At 25.5% G+C, this 17,099-nt stretch carries 18 protein-coding genes; 2 read left to right on the forward strand and 16 right to left on the reverse strand.

Annotated elements, in window-relative coordinates:
* The 11 genes from AAHM98_RS04745 to AAHM98_RS04795 form a co-directional block, all read right to left on the reverse strand.
* A complete protein-coding gene (locus AAHM98_RS04745; protein ID WP_342275752.1) occupies nt 1-1,473 on the reverse strand; it encodes a hypothetical protein in 1,473 nt (490 codons plus the stop codon).
* A 4-nt stretch (nt 1,474-1,477) separates the two neighbouring features.
* On the reverse strand, nt 1,478-1,654 hold the full coding sequence (locus AAHM98_RS04750) for a hypothetical protein (protein ID WP_342275753.1): 177 nt from the start codon (nt 1,652-1,654) through the stop codon (nt 1,478-1,480).
* A gap of 105 nt (nt 1,655-1,759) precedes the next feature.
* The gene (locus AAHM98_RS04755; RefSeq protein ID WP_342275754.1) at nt 1,760-2,269 is read right to left on the reverse strand and encodes a hypothetical protein; all 510 of its coding nucleotides are present in this window, start codon (nt 2,267-2,269) and stop codon (nt 1,760-1,762) included.
* Entirely contained in the window at nt 2,262-3,059 is a 798-nt protein-coding gene (locus AAHM98_RS04760; protein WP_342275755.1) for a recombinase RecT, read from the reverse strand. The genes AAHM98_RS04755 and AAHM98_RS04760 overlap by 8 nt, the downstream gene beginning before the upstream one ends.
* Nucleotides 3,059-3,700, reverse strand: coding sequence for a PD-(D/E)XK nuclease family protein (locus AAHM98_RS04765; RefSeq protein ID WP_342275756.1), 642 nt, complete (start codon nt 3,698-3,700; stop codon nt 3,059-3,061). The genes AAHM98_RS04760 and AAHM98_RS04765 overlap by 1 nt, the downstream gene beginning before the upstream one ends.
* Nucleotides 3,684-3,845 (reverse strand): hypothetical protein, encoded by a 162-nt coding sequence (locus AAHM98_RS04770; protein ID WP_342275757.1) that lies wholly within the window; start codon nt 3,843-3,845, stop codon nt 3,684-3,686. The genes AAHM98_RS04765 and AAHM98_RS04770 overlap by 17 nt, the downstream gene beginning before the upstream one ends.
* Nucleotides 3,845-4,033 carry a hypothetical protein gene (locus AAHM98_RS04775; protein ID WP_342275758.1) on the reverse strand — a complete coding sequence of 63 codons (189 nt, stop codon included), beginning with the start codon at nt 4,031-4,033 and terminating at the stop codon, nt 3,845-3,847. Before AAHM98_RS04775 ends, AAHM98_RS04770 begins: the two co-directional genes overlap by 1 nt.
* Before the next feature lie 14 nt (nt 4,034-4,047).
* The gene (locus tag AAHM98_RS04780) at nt 4,048-4,254 is read right to left on the reverse strand and encodes a hypothetical protein (RefSeq protein WP_342275759.1); all 207 of its coding nucleotides are present in this window, start codon (nt 4,252-4,254) and stop codon (nt 4,048-4,050) included.
* Nucleotides 4,255-4,267: 13 nt separating this feature from the next.
* A complete protein-coding gene (locus tag AAHM98_RS04785; protein WP_342275760.1) occupies nt 4,268-4,441 on the reverse strand; it encodes a hypothetical protein in 174 nt (57 codons plus the stop codon).
* Nucleotides 4,431-4,586: a hypothetical protein gene (locus AAHM98_RS04790; RefSeq protein ID WP_342275761.1), complete on the reverse strand. Its 156-nt coding sequence runs from the start codon at nt 4,584-4,586 to the stop codon at nt 4,431-4,433. The genes AAHM98_RS04785 and AAHM98_RS04790 overlap by 11 nt, the downstream gene beginning before the upstream one ends.
* A 17-nt stretch (nt 4,587-4,603) precedes the next feature.
* A complete protein-coding gene (locus AAHM98_RS04795; protein ID WP_342275762.1) occupies nt 4,604-5,092 on the reverse strand; it encodes a hypothetical protein in 489 nt (162 codons plus the stop codon).
* 615 nt (nt 5,093-5,707) lie between these two features.
* Here AAHM98_RS04795 and AAHM98_RS04800 point away from each other — a divergent pair.
* Entirely contained in the window at nt 5,708-6,145 is a 438-nt protein-coding gene (locus AAHM98_RS04800) for a hypothetical protein (protein ID WP_342275763.1), read from the forward strand.
* Nucleotides 6,146-6,243: 98 nt separating this feature from the next.
* Here the strand turns inward: AAHM98_RS04800 and AAHM98_RS04805 are convergent, their stop codons facing one another.
* From AAHM98_RS04805 to AAHM98_RS04825, 5 genes are all read right to left on the reverse strand, one after another.
* Nucleotides 6,244-6,714 carry a hypothetical protein gene (locus AAHM98_RS04805; RefSeq protein WP_342275764.1) on the reverse strand — a complete coding sequence of 157 codons (471 nt, stop codon included), beginning with the start codon at nt 6,712-6,714 and terminating at the stop codon, nt 6,244-6,246.
* Between the two features lie 136 nt (nt 6,715-6,850).
* A complete protein-coding gene (gene der / locus AAHM98_RS04810; RefSeq protein ID WP_342275765.1) occupies nt 6,851-8,191 on the reverse strand; it encodes a ribosome biogenesis GTPase Der in 1,341 nt (446 codons plus the stop codon).
* Nucleotides 8,192-8,215: 24 nt separating this feature from the next.
* Nucleotides 8,216-8,881, reverse strand: coding sequence for a (d)CMP kinase (cmk, locus tag AAHM98_RS04815; protein WP_342275766.1), 666 nt, complete (start codon nt 8,879-8,881; stop codon nt 8,216-8,218).
* Nucleotides 8,882-8,900: 19 nt separating this feature from the next.
* A complete protein-coding gene (locus AAHM98_RS04820) occupies nt 8,901-9,548 on the reverse strand; it encodes a hypothetical protein (RefSeq protein WP_342275767.1) in 648 nt (215 codons plus the stop codon).
* A 117-nt stretch (nt 9,549-9,665) separates the two neighbouring features.
* Nucleotides 9,666-13,691 carry an ABC transporter permease gene (locus AAHM98_RS04825; protein ID WP_342275768.1) on the reverse strand — a complete coding sequence of 1,342 codons (4,026 nt, stop codon included), beginning with the start codon at nt 13,689-13,691 and terminating at the stop codon, nt 9,666-9,668.
* A gap of 369 nt (nt 13,692-14,060) precedes the next feature.
* Between AAHM98_RS04825 and AAHM98_RS04830 the strand changes: the two genes are divergently transcribed.
* A complete protein-coding gene (locus tag AAHM98_RS04830; protein WP_342275769.1) occupies nt 14,061-17,015 on the forward strand; it encodes an AAA family ATPase in 2,955 nt (984 codons plus the stop codon).
* The last annotated feature ends 84 nt before the right edge of the window (nt 17,016-17,099 follow it).

A 17,099-nucleotide genomic window follows, 5' to 3' on the forward strand; every position in this document is an offset into this window, starting at 1 on the left:
TTAATCACCACCAAAATTATTTTTATTAATTAATAATTTATTATTAATACCATTAATTAATCATTTCATTTCATGCATTAATGCATACATATCACTATCTCAAGTATCATCATGTAAATCTAACATTTTCGGACTATTATTATTAGTATCTAATTTCTTTTTATCTAATCATTGCATTAAACTATATTGTCTTTTAGTTTCTGGACATCTTTCTCAATTAAAACTAATAATATTTTTAAGCATACAAATTGTTGTAAAATCAATTCTATCATTTAAATATAAAATTGATTTATCTACTGCTATAAATTTTAATCATGTTATATTACGTTTTTTAACTCAACTTTTTAAAACATCAATAAATACTAACCCACCATTACCATAATCAACATAACAAGTAAAACCAAATAACATTGCTATATAACGTTTACTTTCATTAATATAATAATTAATAATATCATTTGCTAAAGTATCAGTATCTTTATATTGCATAGTAACATTACTATGATAAAATTCACTTTCTTTATGTGCTCTTCTACCATTATCATTTTCACCAATAAATCATAATGAAGCAGATGTAGGATGACCACTTGGACTTGTTGCCATACCTATATCTAAACCCCCAGTTAATCTTTGTACTTGAAAATCTAATTTAGTATTAACTTTATCTAAATATCTAGCAAAAATAGCACCTTGTAAAATACTTGGTACACCATAATATCAACTTTGTGCTTTAATTGGATCTAATACTTTTAATTCTTCTAAATCATTAATCATATCTAATGTAAGATTATGAGCATTTACTTTTCAATTACTATAATGAAATAATTTAAAAATATTATTATCAAATATTGATTTAATTTGTTCATTTTTTTCTTTCATTATTTCTAAATTAAAAGGTACAATTTTATTCATATATTCAATATAATATTGATAAATATTATCTGGATTACAACTTTTTATTTTTATTCTTTTTTTAGCATTACCTAATGCAAATGTTATTGCTTGAAATTCTTGTTGACTAAATTCATTTGCTTCTTCACATCATTCAATTGCTAAATCAAAACCTTTTATTTCACTACGAGAAAGACCTTTTAAAGGTATTCTATCATTTGAATTACTATATACACCCATTACCCTAATAAATGATTTAAAACCTTTAAAACGAAAGTCTGCTTGCTTATTAGGGTATTTTAAAGTAAAGTCTTTATAATCATTCAATCCAATTATTATTAAAGCATTATATATTTCTTTTACTAAATCATTAATATCTTTATTTAATTTTCTAAATGCATAAATAGCAATTGATTTTTGTACTTTAATTGATATAACTATTAATATTGCTAATTCTTCTGCTATACTATATGTTTTACTAGAATATCTACTACCACTAAGATTATATTCACTATGAGTAAAATCACTTTTATTTAATAATCAATAACTAATTTCATTTAAGTATGTAAATTCTTTATTCATAATATTACTCCTTATTTTTATAATATTCTTTAATTTCTTTTACTTTATTATTAAAATCTAATTGATGTTTTTTACACATTTTAAAAAATTGAACAGAAGTATTTTCTAAATCTGTAGATTGTAATTTAATTAATACTTTACTATTACAATCTTTACAAATACATTTTAATTTAGTTTTCATTTTATTTTTTCCTTACTAAATCAAGTAATAAAACAATAAAACAACCTAAATTTATTAATGCTATTATTGTAGAATTTATAATTATTAATATTTCTCATCAAACCATTATTTCACTTCCTTATTTAAATAATATCAACCAATTAATAAACTTTCTGCTTGGTCATGGTCTTTAATTTTAATATTTCAATTATGGTTCTTAATCATGAATTGAGAAAGTTCAATTGATAATTCTTTAGTTCAAGGTTTATAATTTCAATTATATTTAATTTCATCTAAACTTTGATATCATTTTCTTCATTCACTTGAACTTATTAACATATCTTTTGTTAATAATTTATTAAATTGACTTGATATAAAACCACGTAAATGGTCTAAAGTTTCTTTACCACGACCAAATTTTGGATTAAAAATACCACGTTCAATTACTAAATATAAATTATCTTTATTTATACATTCATCATAACTATTAATTTCATCAATTATAAAAGTATTAAATTCAATTTCAGTATTTTTTTTAAAACTATAACTTTTTATTCATATTGGTTTTTTATTTTCTCATAATGTAAATCCAGTATTTTTAATACTTGGGTCTACTGAAAGTAAATAATTATTCATTACTAAATACCATATTATCTAAATTATCAATATTATTTTGTATTTGTTCATAATTAATATTTATTTCTTCTTTTGATTCTTCCATTACTTTTAATTTAATTTCTTTATTATCATTATTTGGATTATCAACATACATTATATTTTCATTATCTAATACTATTGCTTGGTCAATTTGCATTGCTCTATCAATAATATTTTGATTTTCTAATTTAATACTAGGGTCTTTATTAATATCTCTAATAATTGCTTTAATAACTGTTTTAAGTGCCATAGCATTAAAACTAGTAGTTCATGGACTATTACCATTTGCTTTACTATATTTTTTTCTATGTTCTTCACATTCTTGTTTAGTCATACCTTTAATAAAAGTAATTATTTTACCTAAATAATTTTTAATAGAAATCATACCATAATAACCAATAATTATTTTATTTTCAAATATTTTACTAGGGTCTAATTCTCAACGTTTAGTTTCTTTATTAAAAATATGTTTATCAGTAATAATTTCTCTTTGAAAATCAATTACACAATTTGAACGTTGTAATAAAGTTAAAAAACCATCTTCTTGTATTTGTACTTGTAATTCATTATTATAAGGTATTAATGCTATTTCTTTTTTAATTGGATTATTACTTAAATCTAATTCAAATATAGTTGCTAAAGTATTAATAACTGATTGTGGATTTAATGTTGATAATTTTTTATCATTTAATTTTGTTAATTCATAATAGTTAGTAAATTGTTGTATTTTTGATTTATCTATATTTTTAGGTAAAGTTAAATTTGCCATTAGTGATTTTCCTTTCAAAGTGCAATTGCCATTTCTCATTCATATACTAATTCATCTGTTATTTCTACTAATATTTTTTCTACTTTATCTTTTTGAATTCAATAAATATAATGTATATTTGATAAATTAAAACCATTATTTTTTAATATTCAATAATAAGCAGTTAATTGTAATATTGATTTTTCTTTATTTTCTTTATACATATTTGATAATGTTTTAAAATCAATTATTGTATATAAATTATTTTCTTTATAAATTAAATCTGGTGTTCCAGCAATAATATCATAAGTAAATACTTGTTCACATATATATTTAGTATTTACTTTAAATTCTTGTAAATTATTTAATAAATTTTCACAATATTGTAAATAATTTTTATTAAATAAATGTTGAATATTATTTAATAATTTATCTTTTATATTATTAATATTTATATTTTTAAAATATAATTCTGCTACTTTATGAACAGTTTCTCCTCTTAATCTAGCATTTTCTAATCTATCAAAAGGTATATTTTCATAAGGATTTTTATCTTCATATAAATAATATTGAATAATTTTTGAAACTGAGATTTTTTCTTGATTATTTAAAAAATATTGATGTGTATCTTTTTTAAAAATTAAATTATTTTTTAATTGCATTTTTAATTAAACTCCTTAGAAAAGCATTAATTGTAATATGATTTTCTAAGCAATATTTTTTAAATTCATAATATTCATCTATAGTTAATCTAACAATCATTTGTTTATTTAATAAATCTTCTTTATTTTTCTTATGTGCTGACATTAAAATTCAACTCCTTTAATATCTAATTCCATTACTAATATTTCATAATGTTCAATATAAGCATTTTCTAATATATGATGTTTATAATTTTTATGAAAATTAATAGCATTTTCAATTGTAGAAAATATTTTTTGTTTTCTTTTATTAGTATAATTTACTTTATATTTTAATAAATAATTATATTGCATATTATTTTTCTCCTTTAACCTTTAATAATTTTTTTATAATGAATAATTACTTGTTCTAATTTATTTATTTTTTCATATGAAAAATAATCTTTCATAATTTTTAAATCACCATCATTATCAATTTCAAATTCTAATTCTTCATATTTACTATTAAATTCTTCTTGTAATTCTTCAAATTTATCTATTAATTTTCTTGCATTTTGTAATTCTAATTGATTCATTATCTTTTCTCCTTTAAAAATTTTCTAATTGTAATTCATTAATATAATAGTTATATAAACTATCATAGTTATCACTTGTTAAATATATATCTTCTTCAATCATATTATTAATACATTTATTACAATAATAAGAATTATCTATTTCACTAATTCAAATATATTTTTTATTATGTAATTTACATTTCATTATTTTTACCTATTAATTTATAAAAACAGTTATTACATGTTCTATTATTTATAGATGATTGTTTATGACAAATATCACAACTATGAGTAATAATATTATTTAAATAAGTTTTTTTATATTCAATATTTTCTTTTCATAAATACATATATATTAATTCCTTTCTTAATATTTTAAATAAAATATTTTATTATTATGAGTTACTAAATCTTTTAATGATGTTACTATATAATTTATTACTAAATCATTATGATTATATGGATTATTTATTTTAAAACTTTTTCTATCTTTTTCTCAGGTAATATTATATTTAAAACATTCTTCATTTTTTATTTGTCCAATATAATAACCATTATATTTTTTATAAAATTCAAAAGTAATTAATTTTTCAATAATTTTATTATTTATTATTGGTTTTTCTTTTAAATCTTCAATTTGAATATATTGTTTTAATAATTCTTTTAATTGCACACCATTTAATTCTTTTTTTATATTATCTTTAAAAACTCAATATATTCGTGTTTCATCAATATTAAAAGAATTTTTTTTAATAAAACATTTAGAAATTGATATTTTATATTCTCCAAATTCAATTATTATTGCACCATTATCAGTTTCTTTAATAATTTGCTCTTGTGAAAATTCTATTATCATTTTAAAAACCTTTCTTTTTATTCAGCACTGCTACTTTTAGTAAGCAGTTGCTGTTTTTTTATTTTCTTTTTTAAAAAAATCTTATAAATAGGCTCTTTATCACCTACAGTGATAAAGCCTAAAAAAAAATAAATATATATATACTAATTATTTAATTTATGTTAATATATAATTGATAAGGTATGTATTTATATATAACCCCCTTTATGTGTAATAATTTAAAAATAATTAAAGAACAGGGTTTATGGTTATTACATAATCTTGAAAAATTCTTTACTAACTCAATATAGAGACTTCAATTAATAGACAAATACATACAATAACAATTCAATAAAAATTAATAAATTACTCTTTTATACTCATGTAGTAGTATTTACATAAAGTACTCACAATTTAACTAACTACGAGAGTTTATTTAATTTAACAATTAAAAATGAGAGTATTATCTCTCATTTATATTTTTATTAAATCTATACCTATTTTTTATACGGCCTTTACGCAAACTAATTACTTAGTTATTATTTATTTGTTTTTCTGTTTGAAAATAGATTTAAACCTCATTCTAAACCACGTTTTTATACTTTATTAAGTATTACCGTTTATATTGCTATTACTATGTTAGTGTTCTGGGGAGGGATTGCTACTAAATCACAAGAACGTAGTAAATTTGGAACTGGTATTTATCCTTGATTTAAAACTGTAATTTTACATTTCTTTATGCCTGTAATTATGATTATCAATTTTGTCTTTGCTTGTGGTGAAGAATTTTATAGTTTAAAAGAACATCATAGATTATACTTATGATTTATTTGTTTTTATCCTTTTTTTTATTTAATTGTTGTGGTGGTACGTGGGGTATTACGTACTCAACAAGGAGAATTAGATGCTACAAGATATCCTTATTTTTTCTTAGACTACCAAACTAATGGTGTTGGGCTTTTAGTGTTTGCTATTGTTGGGATTTTTCTAATTACTATTATTTTACAATATTTTTATTTATGAATTAATAATATTAGATATAAAAAAATATCCAGTCGATGATTCAACCATTAAAGAATTTTATGTTCCTAAAGTAAACTACCCTTATGGTACTAAATTATAAGTTAATAGAAAGCTACTAATACATATTTTATTAAAGTTATGTATTTTTACTATTGATTAACTGTTTCTACTGTTGTTTGTTGAGTACTGTATTTACCCATAATTAGTAATACACCTGAAGCGATATTAAGACCAAGGAAAATAATGTTAAATCCACTCATTCAATTAAAATTTCCAAAACACACAGTTTTTAAGTATAATCCCGATATTCCTAATGTTAGGCTTCCAACTACTAACCCATCTTTAGCCCTACCTTTTAATACGTTATTACACATAATAATTAAAGTAATACAGCTTCCTAGTTTAATTAGTAAGCCAATTACAAGAATAGCAATTATGCTTGTTGATGCAGTTTGAACAACAGTACCAACATTTTTAGTCATCATCGCGACAATCGCAGCGCTATCAGCAATTAAAATAATAAAAAAAAGGGCACAGAATATAATACTAACAATGTTAGTAATAAATCCAATCATAGCACCTACTTTTAATTTTCGATCAAGAGTTTTTGTTTCATTCATAATAATATGGTTCTCCTTCTTTACATTTTTAAATAATTCTACTAAATTGTAACTTATAATTACTAAATAGTCAAAACTTCAAAAAGTGTAATTAATTATCGTTATTTCCTGAAAATGTCCGATGCCATTATCATCTTTATACTTCTTTTTGTTCGTTGTATAATGATTTACGCATTCTTAAAAACAGTTTAATCGGAACACCCTGAAAGCCAAATCGTTCACGAATTTGATTAGTTAAGAAACGTTCATATGAAAAGTGACAACGTTGTGGATCATTAACCATTAAAACAAAAGTTGGCGGATTTTTATCAACTTGGGTTCCATAATAAATTTTTAGCCTTCCACCTTTAAAATATGGTGGTTCATTAATTAATTGTGCTTTATTAAGAACTTCATTGAGAATACTTGTTTTAATTCGTAAATTCATATTCATTAATACTTCATTAATAGTAGCAAATAATGTATGGACACGAGTATTCTCAAGTGCTGATAGAAATACAATAAATGAATATTCTAAATATTTAAATTTATCTTTGATTTTTTTAGTAAATTCAATCATGGTTTTTTCATCTTTTTTTACTAAGTCTCATTTATTAACAATAATAATAACTGGTTTATCTAAATTCTTAGCCATTCCTGCTACTGTTAAATCTTGCTCTTGAATTTCAACACTACCATCTAATAAGAATAAAACGATACCACTGCGTTCGATGGCATTAGTTGTTCTAATTAAACTATATTTTTCTAAATGTTCACTGATTTTACCTTTTTTTCTAATTCCTGCTGTATCAATCACACAATATTGGTTTTTATTATAAACGAAATTACTATCAATGGCATCAGTAGTAGTACCAGCGATTGGTGATACAATCACTCGATTTTCTTGTAAGATAGTATTAACCAAACTAGATTTGCCAACATTAGGACGACCAATAATAGCTAAATTAATATTTTTATTTTGCTCTTTGTTTTGCGCTTTGGGTGATTTAGCAATAATTAAATCTAACAAGTCACCAAAACCAATACCGTGAGCAGCAGATACTAAGATTGGATCACCAAATCCCACACTTAAATAATCATAAACTTTATCTTCATCACGAGCTACATTATCGTATTTATTTGCAACAATAATGACTGGTTTTTTGGTTTTATAAAGTAATTTGGCAATATCTTGGTCTTCATGCGTTAAACCTTCTTGATATGAACACACAAATAAAATAATATCAGCTTCAACTAAAGCAATATTGACTTGCTCATTAATTTGTTTAGTAAAATTAGTAATTTCTTTGGTAATACCACCAGTATCAATGACCACAAAGTTTTGTGTTAACCATTCACCAATGCCATAAATACGGTCTCTTGTGGCACCAGGCATATCTTCAATAATGGCTACTCGTTTTTGTAATATCCGATTGAAGATTGAAGATTTACCAACATTTGGTCTGCCAACAATTACAACTTTTGGTAATTTATTCATTTGTTTCCATCCTTATTTTATTTATTAATGACTAAAGTAATTATGGTATAAACTTGTTAATTTAGCAACTGTTACTTGTAAATCATAGTCACTATTATCTAAAACTTTAGCATCTTCAACAATAATTAGTCTTCCTGTACTACGATTTTTATCAGTATTATCACGTAATAGCATATCTTCATATACTTGTTCTTGTTTAATATTAATACCTTCTTTAATATATTGTTTGTATCTTCTAATACTACGAGCATGAAGACTAGAAGTTAAAAAGATTTTTAACTGCGCATCAGGCAACACAACACTAGCAATATCTCTTCCGACAACAATAAACCCTTGTGTTTTAACAATATCTTGAATTCGTTTCACAATAATTTTACGAACCTCTGGTAAAGCAGCAATTTTAGGAACGTTTTTTGTAACATTAGCACTATAAATTTCATCAGTGACAGGTTGACCATTAAATAAGAAGTGACCATTAACTCATTTCATTTCAAATAATTCTAATGCTTGGGTCACTAAGTCTTCACTATCGAAGGGAATTTGTTTTTTTAAACAATACTCAGTAAAACTACGGTACATAATCCCTGTATCCATATAGTTATAGTCAACTTTTTTAGCCAATAATGCTGCTGCTGCTGACTTACCAGATGCTGCAGGTCCATCGATGGCAATATTAATTTTTTTAATCATTATTTTATCTCCATTCTCTTTAATCAATATAAGTTATTAACAATAAAATTAATGTCACAACTAAAACTAAACAAATAATAATGCTAAAAATTGTTAAACTAGTTTTATAATTGTTTTTAGTTTTAATTTTTTGTAACTCATCTTGAAAATTGTTATGTTGATCATTAATTTCGATTAAACCTTGTTTGAAATCGCGAACATTTAATTTATGTTTTTGATATTTAGTTTCTAAACTTTTAATGAATAGTCTAACATCACTAATTTTACTTTCCAAATGCGTTTGAAATTCAACAATTTTATTGTGCATACTAGTAATTAATGTTTTATATTCTGGATTAATGTCATCTAGTGATGATGGTTCATTAACAACTTTGGTTGTGAAATGTTCAAGCGTATTGTTAATATCAACTAACATTTTTTCAAGTACATATTTATCATTATCTTTTAATTTTTCATCATTAGTTGTTAATAGATGGGTTTCAAAATTAATTAAATTTAATTCATGATTTAAATCTTTGAAAATAGCAGTAAAATATTCTTTATCAATTTTCATTAATTTTTGGCGATAATTTTCTAACATTTGTTCTTGTTGTCAAATATTAGCATTATCTTTAATATCCTGAGCAATTTGATTACGAACTGATTGATATTTTTCCATTCTTGTCATAAAAGCACCTACTAGCAAACAATTAATTTTAACATTATTTATTGAATATTATTATTTTTTCTTCTCATTTTTAGCTCAGGAATCATTGAATTTAAAAATCAATTTTACTATTACTAATTAATCAATTTCGTTTAAGGTTTTAATAGGATTAATTTTTTTCATACTATTTCAACCAATCATAAAGGTAGCACCATAAATTCCTAACACAATACCTGCTACAACAAATGGTAGCCATCATGTAAAGAATAGTGGTAACACCCAAATTGTGTGTAATGCTAAATAACTAATAACTTGGCTCACAATAACTCAACCAATAGGAAATCCAATCACAAACATGGCAATAATTAATGGCAAGTACATACCAATCACAATATTAGTGATTTTACTGTCACTATAACCTAAGGTTTTCATAGTAGCAATAACTTTTCGGTTTTCATAAATAACTAAGTTACTTGTTAGCAAGATAATAAAGAACGAAATAATTAATGAGAAAACAATGAACGCCGCTAATACTGCATCGACTAAAGTGGTAATTTGATTTAATAATTGATAATGGACATATAGTGGTGATACATTAAGCGCAGAACCAACACCATAGCCTTCATAGGTTTCACCACTCGCTTCTTCAAATCCACCATTTAAACCAAAAGGACTGTAATCGCCATATATCTGTGATGTTGAAAATGAATTAGTAATATCAGGTAATACATCCGAATTTGAAAATTTAAAGTTAAATAGGGGATATTCATTATCAAATACTTTGACTAAATTAGGGTCAACAGTTGCATCATTAACGAATTTAGCATAATCCATATCTGCTGGCTTTAAAACACTAAAATCAATACCATTTCAGGTTGCTTCATTTTTTCATTCCATTTGAAAAATACGAAATAACATACTACGACTATCAGTATTATTGACTGTTTTATCATTATAATGTAATAGTTTATCAGCATTAGTTTTACTAATATAAGCATTCGGTTGACCATAGCCATTATATATTCCTACTACTTTATATTTGGTAAGAATACTATCACGAGTAGTAACAACATTACCAGCGACATTCTCTTTTAACATCTTTGTAGCAGTATTTAATGAAACATATGGATTATCTTTTAATTTATTGACTTTTGTAAACCTAGTACTTTGTTTATTTAACGTAACATTATTTGATCGATTACCAACTATATTTTTACCTAACTCAGTAAATGAGATATCTTTTACATTAAAATGGGTATAATCATCACCAGGATTATTTTTAAATTCCATAATATTACCATTAGTTGTCATCATAAATGGATCATTAACATGTAAGTTTAATTGTTTAGCAATCGTTTGATTAATAACAATCCTTGTTGTATCACTACCATCATCACTTTCTAATAAAGGATTTAAAACATTGCCATCACTATCATATAATTGCATCATTGATGGTTTTTCTAATTGTTGTTGACTTTGTAATCCATAAACTTTCATGGGATATTTATGGCCATTAAAATATTTATCAGGTTCACCAACAAAATAAGTACCTAATTCATCAGTTTTGTTATTAAAGGGAAGGACATTAAAACTAATATTAAATGGAGAATTGGGATCGTTATAAGCATTGGCAATATTTTGACGAATAAAATATGGTGAACGACTATACGTACCTTGTACTACTGTTTGACCAATTCTACTATAAAATAAGGCACCAAATCATGTTGATATTTTATTAATTCAACTATTACGTGATGCTTGTGAAGGCAATTCAGTAGCAGATTTTGTTAATATTTCTTTTTCATTAGTTACATGCCACGGATAGGCCTTATCACTTTGGTCAAATTGAAAATTATCAATCGTAGTTTCAAAAGTATCACCACCTTCACTAATTGGTGGAATATTATCATAAGCAGGAATAGTTTTTTTGCCTAAAAAATCATTCTTAGTAGCAAAGCTTTTAAATAAAGTATTACTAAAATCATTAGGATTATCACTTAACTGACCAGACTTAGAGATGACACCACTAATATTCATCGCGACAGTTGAACGATAATCTTGATAAAACTTACGTAATAAATTATAATTATCGTTACTATAGTAACTATCAACATCAGTATTTTGCAAAGCATTTAAGTAAATAGGCCATGCTGCAGGTCAAGCACTAGGAACAATTGTCGAAATTAAATAAGGACTATTAGCATCACTACTATCTAAACCGTTTAAAAAAGATTTAGTAAACATTTTACCATCTAAGTAGGTTAAACTAAATAATCCCAATGTCGATAGTGCTGCACTAGCATTCGCAAAAGTCATAGGTGCATAAGCTTCGGAATTAATATTATTTGCTAAGATTTCTTTCACAAATTCATCATTATTTTCATCACCTCGTAGTGGTCGTTGATAGGTATCAGTGCCTTGTTTTATCGTTTTATAATCTCATGGTTTAGTATTAGGATTATAAGTTTGGTAAAAAGTATATGGTGAGTTGTAAGTAGGAATATTATATTCAACTGCTGATTTATAGTTCATACCTGTAAAGGAAAGCAATTTATTATCAGCCATAATTTTTGGCCCAATAATAGCTGTTGTCATTAAAGTAGTTCCTAAAAACATTGTTAGCGATGCAGCAGCCATTTTGCCAATACTTGATGTAAATAATGCTAAACGAAATCTTGTTAAAAATCCACGATTAATACTTACACGTTTTATTGCTCTAGTAAAGTGTGAATCTGCAGTTACTGATTCGTTTTTAATTAATTTAATGGGATTTTGAATAACAGTTAAAGCACTAATTACTCAGGCAATAATTGATAAAAACCCAAATGTTAAAATTAAACAATATAAAAAACCTAAACCATCAAATACAAACTTTCCAAAATCTAAATTAAAATAGTTAGCAAAAGTATGAACAACAATTAATTGTAAACCACTAGCAGGTAAGAATACTAAAATCGTACCAATAAAAGCTGCTACCATGGGATATGCCAATGATGTAATTAAGATTTTAATATTACTATAACCAAGCGATTTTAAGATTCCAATTTGCATACGAGAATTATCAATATTTTTATAAGTAATTAAAACTACTGTAATTCCCGTAATAACTAAAACAATTAACAATAACGCGATTAGTAAACTAGTAAAACCATTAATCGTACCTGTTAAAATACTAGTACGACTATTAAAGCGATAATCACTATCTCCTAAATTATAAACTAACTTAGCATCAGCATCGATAATGCTAACATAAGTAGTACGTAATTGATTACTAACATTAGTAATATTATTGTTTTGACCATGATTTCATTTCCCAACAAAATAAACTTCACGATCGGCTTGTGAACTGACACTAAAATGTTCTAATTGTTTATTATAAGTTCAAAAAAAATTATTATCTTTACGAGAATTACTTAGTCCAAAACTAATTGGATCAACATATAAAACACCTTCACGTGTTTTATTAGGAATAGGAGTTGTTTGGTCAATAATAGGAGTTGTAAAATCAGCACTAGTGCCAAATCCCACAATTTTTAATCAATTAAAAATACTATAAATCGGATTATTAATATCATAATTAACTTTTAAACTAGTACCCAACTGGTCTTTTTGAACACGAATAATATCACCAATGTGTAAATTATTTTTATAAGCAAATTCTTTATTAATAACTGTTTGTTTAACAGCAGGTGTTAATTTATCGGGATTATTAGAATCACCAATGGTATAACCATCACTGATAACTAATCGGTCAATACGTGCTTGATTATTATAAGTTAGTAACTTTAATACTCGTTGGTTCTTATTATTGTCAAGTTGTAAGTTTCTTCCTTCAACCCGGTCCCACATGAAACTATTATCAATTTCATTAGCAATGTTATTAATCACAATATTAGATTTTTCTTCTAAAAATGGTGTAGCGGGAATGGGGCCAATGGTAGCAGTTTCTGATAGGTCAATAACAAAGTCATGCAAGTTAGAACCATGTTGGGGATCATTACCAATTAATATTACATATTCACTAGAGATACGACTTAAACTAGTTTCCATTAATGAGAAAATAGTTGATGATAATAATACTAACACTATTAATCCCACTAATTGAATTTTATTACGAAATGCTTGTTTAAAAGCATTTTTAAATAATAATGATTCTTTTTTCATGCTATTAACCACCCTATTTTATTTCCTCATAAAAGAAAACTATATACTTAATTCTAGCATAAAAATTTATTTTTAATAGAATAACGGAAAGTAGTAAGATTATTAGTTTCTGAAATAATTTCCAAATAGTAGATAAAAATTAAAAATATTGTCATTGAAACAGTAATATTTAACGAATGTCATGAGAAATATTAAACTGCTTAATTAAATTAAAAATTTTTAGAAACTAGAGTGATTACAAACAAAATTGCGTTTTAATTTTAAACAATACATCAACTTAATTTTACAACTCAGGACTCTATAACCCGAAATTTTCTTCTATTTCATGATAAAATACTATTCAAGAAATATAAAATAGGTGAGGTAGAAATGGCATTTTTAAAACGCATTGAAGCATACGGCTTTAAATCATTTGCAGAACCAATCAAAATTGAATTTGATAGTAACATAGTCGGGATTGTGGGACCCAATGGTTCTGGCAAGTCTAATATTAATGATGCTATTCGTTGAGTCTTAGGCGAGCAATCAGTTAAATCATTACGTGGTGAAAATAGCGAAGATATTATTTTCAATGGTGCCAAAGGCAAGCAACCATTAAATAGCGCCCAAGTAACACTAGTGTTCGATAATACTAGTGGTATTTTTAAAGTTGACTTTAATGAAGTACAAATTACCCGTAAAGCCTATCGCAATAGTAGTGAAAATGAATATTTCATTAATAAAGCTCGTGTGCGTTTAAAAGATGTTCAAGAAATCATAATGGGAACTGGCCTTGCTAAAGGTTCACTTGCTATTATTAGTCAAGGTAATGTTTCTAAATTTGCCGATTCAAAACCCGAAGAACGAAGAAGTTTATTTGAAGAAGCAGCAGGTGTTTCTAAATATAAAAAACGCAAAGAAGAATCACTACGTAAATTAGAACGTACTAATGATAATTTAACACGAGTTAGTGATATCATTAGTGAAATTCATCGTAAAATTGAACCACTTGCCAATCAAGCTCAGAAAGCTAAAACCTTTCTTGAACTACGTGATACTTTAAAAAAATATGAAATTACGATTATTGTTAAAGACTTAACTGTTTATCAACAGCAATTATTATCAACTACCACTAGTATCACTAATAACAGTAAACTGCAACAACAACTTAATTTAAAAATTAGTAACAACAAACAACAATTAAAATTCTTAAAAAACAAAAGTTATGATTTAGAAAAAAATATTAATAGTTTAGAAATGAACTTATCTAACATTAATATTTTATTACAAGTACTAGAACAACAGAAAACCTTAATTCAAACTAAAAACCAACAACAAGACCAATCAGAAGTTACGATCTTAAAAAGTAATATTACTGATTTAATGGCATTAATGGAACAAAAAAACTTATTAATCCAAAAAGAACAACTGCACTTTGATATGATTAGTGAATCCTACAATGATTTAAACATTCAATTACAAGATTTAATGCTAGGTCAAAACAATCTTCATCAAGGGTTAGGTGACAAAAAAGCACAACTAGCAACTGCCATCAACTATCAAATTCGTAGTAATCAAAAATATTTAGGTGTGCAAACAATTTTAAATAATAAAGAAAATTTAACTGGTATCGTTGGTGTCGTTAGTGATTTAATTACTGTACCTGAACTTTATACTAATGCTATTGTTATGGTGCTTGGTAACGCTTTAAAGAATATTGTTACTGTCACAAGTAAAGATGCTACCAAAGCTGTAGCGTTTTTAAAACAAAACCAAGCAGGAATTGCGACATTTTTACCTTTAAACTCCTTACAAGTTCGTACTGCAACAAAAGAAGATGAAATTATTGTGATGAGCAAACCTGGATTTTTAAACTTTGCCCATCATATTGTTACTGCTACTGATATTTCAATGCAACCGATTGTTGATTTTTTATTAGGACGTACTATTGTTTGTGAAACTTTAGAACAAGCAAGAATTATTTCCCAATTAATTGCTGCTAAGTACCAATGTGTTACCCTAGATGGGCAACTAATTAAAGCCGGAGGAGCCATTGTTGGAGGTTACCATCAACAACGTAATAATGTTAATATTTTCCAAGAAAAACGGATAATTGAACAACTAAATGATGAAATTAAATCTTTAGAACAACAACTAGTTAACATTAATGTCCAAACTACTAGCATCCAAAGTGAACTTCACGAATTACAAGACCAAAAAATTACGAGTAATCTAACAATCAATAAACTAATAACCGATAATAATGAATTCAAAAACCGTTGTCAACTATTAACAAGCCAATATCAAAATCTAACTGGTGAAAAACTAGATATTAATAACACCAAATTAACTGATGTTTTTCTTCAATATGAAACAAGCAAATATGAACAAACTCAAACTACCCAACAATTACAAGTTATTCGTAAACAAAAACATCAGTTACTAGAGCAAATGCAAAAATTAGAAAACGAATTATACATTTGAAACCAAGAACACTTTATGGCAACTGAACAGTTAAATAAACAACAACTAGATCATGTAAAACTAGAAAGCAAAATAGAACAACATCTCCTACGTCTAGTTGAAACTTATAATTTAACTTATGAATATGGTAAAGAACACTATCATGAACCACTTGCCGATGAAGCACAAGCACGAATTTTAGTACAACAATTACGTAATCAAATTGAAGATTTAGGATTTGTTAATATCAATGCGATTGAAGAATTCGAAAAAGAAAATGAACGTTATTTGCATTTAAAAACTAAACATGATGAATTACAAACTGCTTCCAAAGAACTGTTAAAAGCCATTGATGAAATGGATAATATAATGATAACCCAGTTTGATGAAACAATTAAAGCTATTAACTTAGTTTTACCAGAAACATTTCAAACATTATTTGGTGGAGGAACTTGTAGTTTACGTTATACCTTACCTGATGATATTTTAAACACTGGTGTGGAAGTCCTAGCTAACCCCCCAGGAAAAAAAATTAGTAATTTAAACTTACTATCAGGTGGTGAGAAATCATTAGTTGCATTAGCGGTATTATTTGCCATTTTAAAAGTAAAACCATTACCACTAACGATTTTAGATGAAGTTGAAGCACCACTTGATCCTGCTAACTTGGAACGTTTTGCGCGTTATGTTCGTAGTTTTTCTAAAACCACACAGTTTATTATTGTTACTCACCGTCCTGGAACTATGGAAAATTGTGATGTTTTATATGGAACAACTATGCAAAATCAAGGCATTACAAAAATGGTTGCTATTAAACTAGCTGATGCTAAAACTATTATTGCTAGTGAAGAGAAACCAATTAGTACTAATTATGTGGTTTAGTATAAACTGAATTGTTTATTTTTTTTTGATCAAAAGAAGGTTTGAATTTTTATTTTCGCACTTGGGATTACAATTCGGGAATAT

This window comes from Spiroplasma endosymbiont of Nebria brevicollis, assembly GCF_964030895.1.
Taxonomy (GTDB): domain Bacteria; phylum Bacillota_I; class Bacilli_A; order Mycoplasmatales; family VBWQ01; genus Spiroplasma_E.